The 9,349-nt window shown below is 27.6% G+C and carries 4 protein-coding genes; all 4 read right to left on the reverse strand.

The genetic code is table 11. The annotated features are described in order from the left end of the window. Positions 1-210: 210 nt before the first annotated feature. The gene (locus tag FGK85_RS13545; RefSeq protein WP_171011439.1) at positions 211-5,583 is read right to left on the reverse strand and encodes a diguanylate cyclase; all 5,373 of its coding nucleotides are present in this window, start codon (positions 5,581-5,583) and stop codon (positions 211-213) included. Positions 5,584-5,777: 194 nt separating this feature from the next. Next, the gene (locus tag FGK85_RS13550) at positions 5,778-6,050 is read right to left on the reverse strand and encodes a hypothetical protein (RefSeq protein ID WP_138207495.1); all 273 of its coding nucleotides are present in this window, start codon (positions 6,048-6,050) and stop codon (positions 5,778-5,780) included. Between the two features lie 198 nt (positions 6,051-6,248). Next, positions 6,249-8,444: a heavy metal translocating P-type ATPase gene (locus FGK85_RS13555; RefSeq protein ID WP_138207497.1), complete on the reverse strand. Its 2,196-nt coding sequence runs from the start codon at positions 8,442-8,444 to the stop codon at positions 6,249-6,251. A gap of 28 nt (positions 8,445-8,472) precedes the next feature. Continuing rightward, positions 8,473-8,832: an ArsR/SmtB family transcription factor gene (locus FGK85_RS13560; RefSeq protein ID WP_138207499.1), complete on the reverse strand. Its 360-nt coding sequence runs from the start codon at positions 8,830-8,832 to the stop codon at positions 8,473-8,475. Between the last annotated feature and the right edge of the window lie 517 nt (positions 8,833-9,349).

A 9,349-nucleotide genomic window follows, 5' to 3' on the forward strand; every position in this document is an offset into this window, starting at 1 on the left:
TTTTAATATTTACATGTTTTTTTGCTTAAATGCTTATTAATGCTAATCTTTATCATAGAAATTACTAATAGAACTCTTATGAACTATTTTAGTTTAAAAAACTTGTGAAATAATTAATTATTTATTTTCATATTTTTATATTTTAAGAAAAAAAAATTGCATATTGCATTGTTTTTTTGCAATGTGCAATTTGTAATTATTCAACTTATTTTAAATCATATTACTTATTATTTTGGCCAAAGTATCCACAAAATTAAAATCCTCAAAGCCAAATTCTTTAGCTCTTACAGATGCTGATAAATATAGAATCCCATTAATTTTATCGTTTTTAATAAGAGGTACTACCATCACAGAATGCCAATCTGGTGAGCCTGTTATAGTATCCTTTTGTATAACATTATCCCAATCAATGTTATACACACCATGTTTCTTTTTTATTACTGACTTTATCATATCATTATTTAACTGAACATTGTTAATCCACTGTTCCTCAAAAGCCTTCCTTGAAAAGCCTTTCGTTACCTTATCATCCTCTACCCTTATCAAAGTTCCATACTGAGACTCTGTTATTTCAATTATTCTGCCAAGGCTTCTATATATTTTTCCTTCTAGACTTAAGTTTTCATTTAGCAACTCTATAAGCTCCACCATAACTAACACATTTCTATTGTTTTGAACTTCATTACCCGTTATTATCCCTGTAAGCTTATTAGTAACTTTAACCTTATTTGCTATATCCTCCTGCCAAACTACGCATTGATTTCTTCCTTTTTCTTTTGCAATATAAAGAGCCTGATCCACCTTTTCTATCAATTGCTGTTTCCATTGCCCGTGCTCTGGATATGCAACTATACCCATGCTCACAGTAACCTTTTCCTTATCCCCCAATATGTGGGCTTCTTCAATTTTTATTCTTAATTTTTCAGCAACCTTCTTAGCATATTCTAAATTAATATTCTTAAGTAAAATAATAAACTCTTCACCGCCATATCTACCACATATATCAGTACTTCTTATATTGTTTTTTACTATGCTGCAAACCTGTTTTAATACCTCATCTCCTGTTTGATGTCCATACTTATCATTTATGTTTTTAAAGTGATCTAAATCAAACATAAGCATAGAAAATATACCTTTATTTTCTGCTGCCATATCTAAATTTTTCTCTATCTCTTCTTCTAAATATTTTCTTGTTAAGGTTGAAGTTAACTTGTCATATGCAGCTATTTTTTTCAATTTATACTTTTCTATAATTAACCCTATTAAACTATTTAGCTGAATACATTTTTTTAGTGATTTAGTATTAAAATTATTTAATGCTCTATCGGAATTCAGATAAACATAGGCAACAATATTATTATCATATGCTTCATTACCCAAATCATCAAAATTTCTGCCATTATCCATCTTAGTAGTTACAGGAATGCATATACAAGCTTTTATATTTTTTAACCCCTTAACTGTATTATCCATATACTTATCTATATTAGAAATCAATACAGTATCCTTATTTGACTTGCATAAATTTAATATATTTATATCTTCTTCTGTTAAATTTTTATCATTGCTACCATGCACTAAACTTTCAAATCCATTATTTTTTTCTTGTATTATATAGCCATGAGTTCCCATGGTAACATAAAGCATATATTGCAATATTAATTTTAAATTATTAATTTCATTAGAGGTTAAATTATTCAGTACCGCCTTTATATCATGGACTTCATTATAATATAAGGAACTGTAGAAATTTTTAACTGACTTTACAAAATACTTATTTTCCATAATATCCTTATAATTTATAAAATTTAGTAGTCCATATATTTCTTCTATCTCTACTTTTTCTTTATTGAAATTTTTTAAAGTTTTATTACTTCCATAATAATATTCCTTTATGTGTTTTAATCTATTTATAGTTTCTCTTATATTATAAAAATTAACAAAGGTCTTTCTATACTTCTCAGGCAACTGCTTTATTATGTTCATAAATACTTCACAACACTCAAAATAATACACAAATGCATTAAAATAGTCGCCTTTACTAAAATAATAATTTCCTATATCACTGCAAATTTTACTCTCTAACTTTTTATTATTTTGTTTTTTAGCAAAATCTAGAGCAGCATTTAAGGATTTTAAACAATTATTTTTACTATACACTGCCTCTAAATAATTCACATACAAATTCAAATAATTTATTTCCCTATCTTCTGCAAGCTTTTGAATATCCTCTAGTACAGCTTTTCCTTCATCATACAATTCTCTGTCATACAAATGCCCTGCTACTTTACATAGCCATTCAATTCTTATATTTATGTTATTAGCCTTAGGCAACATATCGTTTATATCTTTCAATATTTTTTTAATATCCTCATATTCACTTCTAACTAACTCTATATATTTCAATAAAAATTCACTATTGACCTGAATCAACTGTTCATCTTTATCGCTAAACTTTAATATTTTTTTTATGAATTTTTCTGCTTCTTCTAAGTCCCCAAATTCTAAATTTAACTCTCCACAAGCGCTATAGTATTCCAAAATATCTCTATCATTTATGCTATAATTGTCCAGCTCTCTCTTTGCTAAAGTATAATATTCATAAGCCTTTTGATAGTCTCCTATTTTTATATTTATCTTACTTAGAAACACATAAGAGTAAAATAAACTAGCTTCTAAAGCATGCTTCTTTGATTTTTCTTCAACTTCTTTGAAATAATTTAGGGCTAAATAATAATCATTTTGATAAAAATATCCCTCTCCTAGATTATTAATTGCTATTATTTCACTAACTATTAAATTATTTTTTTTACATATCTCTATAATTTTAATATAAAATTCAGAGGCCTTTTCAGTATCCTGATAGAAATCTCCATATATAACTCCCATATTGTTAAGAGCTCTTACCAACCCTTCTGGATTATTTTCTTTTTTCAATATGTCCATACTATTATTTAAAGCTTCCTCTGCCTTTGCTGGATTATTATTTATTATATACACATATGATATCATGTTATAGAAAAATCCTTTATATACTTTATACTCATCTGTACAAATTTCTATAGATTTTACGCATATATCTCTAGCCTGAATATATTTTCCTTGCATATTATACAATCTAGCTTGCATTAATCTATAATCTAAGTAGTTTTCTAAGTCTTCATACTTATTAGCTATTTCTGTTGCCTCATTAACGCATTTTTCCACAAGACTTATTTCGTTTTTGTCTAAGTATATGGCAGCTTTTCTGTTTAAACTATATCTTTGATATTTTAAAATACCTAATTTTTTACTTTTTTCCTGCAACTTGTTAAAATATTTTATAGCTTCATTAAATTCACCTATGTGCTCATATAACTGAGCTATCTCCATTATTATTTCTAATCCCTTTAAACTCCAGTTATTCTCATCTAGCGCATTCATTGCATTCTTTAAATTTTTTATGGCTTCCACATAATTATTATACTTCTTCATTTTATTAGAATTTTGAAGACTATAATTTATTACTTTTTCCTTTTGATTAGATTTTTGAAGGTGATATATAAGTTCTTCTATATAATTTTCATAACCATTCATGTACTGCTTCTCTAAAAATTCTGCTGCTAATCTATGCTTATTCTGTTGCTCATCCACCACTATTCTTCCATACACCAAATCCTTAAATAACTTATTATAAAAATCATATACAAAACCCTGATCTCCTATTTTCTTGCATAAAATACCTTTATCTAAAATAATGTCTATTCTCTTTTCAACCTCTTGCTTTTTATATTTACTCATAAAAATTATAGTTTCTATAGATATGGGATTTAAAAATGTAGATGTTATTGATAAAATATCATAACTCATATGATCCAAGTCTTGAACTTGATTTATTAATATTTGATTTATATCTGAAGGAATAGGGATATCACTGTAATTATAATCCGTACTCCAATAACCTGATTCTTTATCCACATATATTATTTTACTGTAATAAAAATTCTTAATTACTTCCTCTATAAATAGAGGATTTCCATAGCTCTTGCCATAAATTAAACTGGAAAATTTCTTAGGCACATCATGCATACCTAGAATACTTTTTAACATTTCTCCTGTTTTTTCTTCATCTAATCCATTTAAAAGAATGTTGGTAGCATTTTCTTTAAATTTTATATTTTCTATAAACTGAAGAGTATTTTTATTTACCACATGTCTACCATCACAATATGATAATATTATTAACATGCTTTTATTTTTAATTTGCCTTTTGCATAAGTAATCCAAAATTTCAATAGAAAAATCATCTGCTAGATGAATGTCATCTATAACTATCACTATAGGTTTATATTTGGTAAAATCATTTATAAATCCATTAATCCTATTTAAAAGCTTTAACCTTTCCTTTGGAATGTTTGAAAGCTCATCATGTACCATATTTTTATTGCAATGAATTCCGGATATAAAATTTACCAAATCCTTTTCATATTTTTCAAAAACCTCATGCTCACATTCATCTACCATTTGTCTTAATATATCTTTAATAGGCTCATTTTCCATGTTATTTGTTGAAAAACTATAAAATACATTAGCTTTATTATACGTAAGTAGATTTTTTACGCTGTTTAAAAATTTGGTTTTGCCTATTCCTGTATCACCATGTATCAATAATAGCCTGTCCTTAGAATCATCTGGCAATATTTGTCCATATTGTTTTAGTACTAAATTTACTTCTTCATTTCTACCAATTAATTTGGTGTTTAAATTTAAATTCTTTACATCACCTATTTCATCAAGCTTATATTTTAAATTTAACATATGATTTATGTCTTTAACCATATCCCTTACAGAATCATATTCACATTTATCTGAGGTGGCTTTTCTTATTATTATCTGAATTTTATCCAAAAAAAACTTTGATAAATCTTTTTTTACTTCTATACCTTCTTTTCCAAAAATACTAGTTGAAAAAGGCTCGCATCCTTCTATACATAAATAAAACAACATTTTTCCTAAAGCTTCTATATCACCTTTTATATTTTTATTACTGCTATTCTCTTCTTTTTTATTTTTTATACTGTAATGATTACCAGCATGATTATTCTCTTCTAATTTTAAAGTTGGAATATCCTTAAGTCTTACATCTTGCACCTGGTGCTCATCTATTATACATATATTATTAAAATTCAAATTTCCATAGGTGAACCCTTGCAAATGCATGTAATCTATTCCTTGACACAATTTAATAAATAAGTCTAATATTTGCTTTTCATTAGACTTAGCATTTATATATGTCCTAAAATTTTTGTTATCATCATAATAATCATTAGTAAAAAAATACTTTATATCCCCCAATTTTTTATTATCAATCAGATTTATAATACCAAAATCATAAACTTTATTTATTCTAGAAGAATCAATATTCGTCCATACTATAAACTCTTCTATATAATAATGAATTAATGATTTAGGAACTCTTTCATAATTAATTATATTTAACATAACCTTTTTTTGAAGAGTTAAATCCTGAACTAAATATGAAGAAGCTACCTTATTTTGCTTTATAAATTTTAAAACCCTATATCTATTATTTATAACTTCCATAAAAACACTTCCCCAATGTAAAATGATTATACTTTTAATATACCATATAATTTTGAAATTATTAACATTTTTTCTGAATTTATTTTTAAATTTCTGCATATTTATATTTATTCTTCAAAGAAAGCAAACTTTAGATCAATTTACATAAAAAAAACTGATGGACGTTTCCTTCCATCAGAATATGTAAAAGCTTTCTATGTAAACATAGTAACAGATAAATTTTTGTATTCATATGCCTTTTGCTTTATAAATGAATTATTGCTTGCTAACTTTTTTGCTTCTTCTACATCTTTTGCTTTAAAAACAAAACACCCGCTATTTCTATTATATACGCCCCCACCAATTAAGTATTTTCCGCTTAAACCCTTGTCATTTAAACAGTTTATCTTAGCATCAGAATGTTTAACGTTTGTTTCCTTTTCTACTGTGTCATAGGAAATTTTAACAAAACAATTATCTTTACCCATTTTTAATACCCCCCAATGCAAAACTTATTTGCTAATACCATTGTATCGAACGCTCGTTCGTAAGTCAAGAGAAAAAAAGAATATCTTAAAAATTTTATTTCTAAGATACTCTTTACAATAGGTTCTCTCTATTTATTTATCTATCTATTTATCTATCTATTTATTTATACTCAATAATCCATTTCTAATTTTTGCCATTTATTTAGGTTTATATTTTAAAATTCTCATAGAATTAAATATAGCTATAAGCGCTACTCCCACATCTGCAAAAACTGCTTCCCACATATTTGCTAAACCAAAGGCTCCAAGTAATAAAACAGCTGCCTTAACGCCTAAAGCGAAAATTATATTCTGTACTACTACTTTCCTTGTAAACTTAGCTATGTCCATTGCCGTAACTAATTTACATGGCTCATCTGTCATAAGAACTATATCTGCTGCTTCAATAGCAGCATCGGATCCTAATGCACCCATGGCTATACCAATATCTGCCCTAGTTAAAACTGGTGCATCATTTACTCCATCCCCTACAAAAGCAATTTTTTTATTTTCACCAAGATTACTTTGCTCTTTTTCAAACATTTCAACCTTGTCCCCAGGTAAAAGCTCACTATAAACTTTGTCTAAATGTAATTGCCTACCTATACTTTCTCCTACAATCTTATTATCCCCTGTAAGCATAATTGTATTTTTTATACCCATTTCTTTAAGCTTCACTAAAGCTTTTATAGAGTCATTTTTTAATTTATCTGAAATTACCACATGTCCTAAAAATTCTCCATCTACTGCTACATACACTACAGTACCTATATCTGTTGCTTCTTTAAATAATATATCTTGCCATTTCATTAGCTTATCATTACCAGCAAACACCCTTTTACCCATTACATCTACTTTAATACCTTTACCAGCTATTTCTTCATAACCATCAATTAAACCTTTATCTATTTCTTTCCCATAGTATTTTCTTATAGAATTGGCAATAGGATGATTAGAATAGGCTTCTGCATAAGCAATATATTTAACTAATTCCTCTTCACTTATTTTATCATTAGGTACTACCTTCGTAACTTGAAATACCCCTTCTGTTAAAGTTCCAGTCTTATCAAACACTAAAGTTTCTACATTATTTAAAGCTTCTAAATAATTGCCACCTTTTATTAATATTCCATTTTTTGATGAGTTTCCTATACCCGCAAAAAATCCAAGTGGCACAGAAATAACCAAGGCACATGGACAAGATACTACAAGGAATATTAAGGCTCTTCTTAGCCAATGTGAAAATTCTGCTGTTGGAACAACTATTGGCGGTATCACCGCTAAAGCCAAGGCACTAAATACCACTATAGGAGTGTAATATCTAGCAAATTTAGTTATAAACTGCTCTGTTGGAGCCTTTTTAGCCCCTGCATTTTCTACTAGGTCTAATATTTTTGACACAGCTGATTCAGAAAATCTCTTAGTAACTTTTATAGTCAATACTCCATTCATATTTATAAAACCACTTAAAACTTCTTCTCCAGCATGAACATTTCTTGGCAAGGACTCCCCTGTTAAATTAGAGGTATTTACCATGGACTCTCCATCTAAAACTACTCCATCTAAAGGTATCTTTTCACCTGGTTTTACTAATATAATATCTTCTATTTTCACTTCTTCTGGAGATATTTCTTTATATTCATTTCCTAATTTTATTCTTGCCTTATCCGGTCTAATATTCATAAGCTCCCCTATAGATTTTCTAGACTTATTAACAGCTCTATCCTGAAATGCTTCTCCAACTTTGTAAAACAACATTACAAAAACTGCTTCTGGATATTCACCTATGGAAAAAGCTCCTACAGTAGCTATAAACATTAAAAAGTTTTCATCAAACAATTCACCTTTAAAAAGGTTTCTAATGGCTCTTAAGGCTATATCCCCACCTATAAGTACATAACTAAGTAAATACATAGCTATTTGAACATATTTAGAAAACTTAAATATTGATACAAGTATAAATATTAATGTTCCTGCCACAATCATCAATAGATTTTTTTTATCTATTCCCTCTTCCATATGAGCATGAGTATGAGAATGATTATGTCCATGACTATGATTGTGCTCATGAACATCATCTTTTTGTTTTCTTGATAATTCTTGATTTTCTTTATTCTCAACAACCACATGGGGTTCAATATTTTTCACTATTTCCTTTACTTTTTCCTCTACATAATTAATTTTATTTTCCTCTTTTAAGCATATATTTAATGTTGAATTACTAAAATTAAGTACTGCTTCTTCTACTTCCTCTAAAGAATTTACTTTTCTTTCTATTTTAGCAGCACATCCTGCACAGCCCAATCCCTTAAGTATGTATTGCTTATTTAAATTATCTTTCTTATCTTTGCCCATAAGTTCCCCCCCTATCTTCATACTTCATCTATTCCATAACGTGATCAAATCCCTGTTTTAGCACACTTCTTATATGGTCATCATCTAGAGAATAATAAACTACCTTTCCATCTCTTCTAAATTTAACAAGTTTGCTCTGTCTTAAAGTCTTTAACTGATGTGATATAGCAGATTGACTCATATTAAGTAAATTAGATATATCGCACACACACATTTCTTCTATTGAAAGTGCATATAAAATTTTTAATCTTGTAGAATCCCCAAATATTTTAAAGAAATCTGCTAACTGAAATAATATTTCCTCCTTTGGCAAATCATTCTTAACATGCTTTAAAGCATCCTCATGTATACTATAACAACTGCATATCTCAGTATTTTTATTATCCATATTTTTACCCCCCTACTTATTTTTAACACTTCAACATATGCTCATATGTTCATATGTTGATATCATAATAGCACAATTTTAATGTCTTTTCAAGATAAAAGGATGATTTTTCTCCACTACGTTACGGAAAATCTTTAATTGAATATAAGCAATGGTATAGTGGGAAAAGGTATAACTAATTCATTAAATTAAGTGGTTATACCTTTTCTTTTAAGGGCTTAAAAAGTCTTTTATTGGCGGTAGCCAGCGAAAATATAGGAATTAGAAATATTAAATATCAAATATTAAATATCAAATATCAAATATCAAATGTCAAATATCAATTAATGTTGAAATTCCTATGGAATTTCTTAAATTAGAATTTGTGGAGAAAGTAAGAATTAAGTAATAGGTAAAAAATCAGAAGTTGAGTACTTAAAAATTTATTTTGGCGTAGCCCGCTGATTTATAATAAAAGACTTATTATATAAAGTGGTTGGGATAATCTATTTTTAGTTAAAGCTTAAAATAAAAATGC

This window comes from Haloimpatiens lingqiaonensis (assembly GCF_901447495.1).
Classification (GTDB): Bacteria; Bacillota; Clostridia; order Clostridiales; family Clostridiaceae; genus Haloimpatiens; species Haloimpatiens lingqiaonensis.